1 protein-coding gene is annotated in these 1232 nt (G+C 68.1%); it reads left to right on the top strand.

The window, feature by feature from the left end; genetic code table 11:
* Nucleotides 1–45: 45 nt before the first annotated feature.
* Nucleotides 46–1232 (top strand): beta-ketoacyl synthase N-terminal-like domain-containing protein (locus tag GT045_RS40400; protein WP_345942566.1); only part of this gene is annotated, 1187 nt, incomplete at its 3' end.

The following is a 1232-nucleotide window of genomic DNA, read 5'->3' as shown; positions in this document are numbered from 1 at the left end:
TACTGGTATCGCAATCTTCGTCGGACGGTTCGTTTCGCCGACACCGTGCGGGCCCTTCTCGATGACGGTTTCCGTCTGTTCATCGAGTCGAGTGCGCATCCGGTGCTGACGATGGGCGTCGAGCAGACGGCAGAGGAGCATGTAGACGTCTCTGTCACTGCGGTGGGTTCGCTGCGTCGTGACGAGGGTGGCCTGCTCCGTTTCCTGACGTCGGTGGCCGAGGCGTTCGTCGGGGGCGCGGCCGTCGACTGGACGGCAGTGTTCAAGGGTACGGGTGCCCAGCGCGTCGACCTGCCCACCTACGCCTTCCAGCGACAGCGTTACTGGTTCGACACTACGGCCAACTCTGATGCCGGCGGGGCGGCTGAACCGGTGGTGGATGCTGCTTCGCTGCTCCGGCGGCGCCTGGCGGCCCTTGGCGACGACGAGCAGACGGAGCTGCTCCTGGACCTGGTGCTGAGCCAGGTCGCCACGACGTTGGGCTACGAGGGTCCGGCGGCAGTCGACGCCGGCCGCACGTTCAAGGAACTCGGCTTCGACTCGCTGGGTGCCGTCGAGTTCCGTAACCGTTTGAACACCACGACCGGACTGCGGTTGCAGACCACCTTGCTGTTCGACTACCCGACCCCGGCCGTTCTCTCGCGGCATCTGAGGGCTGCGCTCGTGGGCCCGGACCGTTCGGGCAGCACCCCGGTCCGGCCCGTCCTGTCCCTCGACGAACCCGTCGCGATCGTGGGCATGGGCTGCCGGTTCCCCGGCGGTGTGCGATCGCCGGAGGAACTGTGGCAATTGATCGCCTCCGAGGGAGACGCGATCAGCGGGTTCCCGGCGGACCGAGGCTGGGACCTCGCCTCCCTGTACTCGCCGCAAAGGGGCAAGCCGGGCACCACGTACGCACGCGAAGGCGGCTTCCTCTACGACGCGGGCGACTTCGATCCCGCGTTCTTCGGTGTCTCGCCGCGTGAGGCGCTGGCGATGGACCCGCAGCAGCGGTTGTTGCTGGAGACGTCGTGGGAGGCGTTCGAGCGGGCCGGCATCGCCCCGGACGGCCGGTGGCGGGACGGGACGGGTGTCTTCGTCGGCGCCATGGCCCAGGACTACGGCCCCCGGATGCATGATGCCTCCGACGGCCTTCAGGGGTACCTCCTCACCGGAAGCAGTGTGAGCGCTGCCTCGGGCCGTATCTCGTACACGTTCGGGTTCGAGGGTCCTGCGGTGACGGTGGACACGGC

The organism is Streptomyces sp. SID486 (assembly GCF_009865385.1).
Taxonomy (GTDB): Bacteria; Actinomycetota; Actinomycetes; order Streptomycetales; family Streptomycetaceae; genus Streptomyces.
Note: the sequence above shows the minus strand (reverse complement) of the source record. Positions and strands in the feature narration are given on the sequence as shown.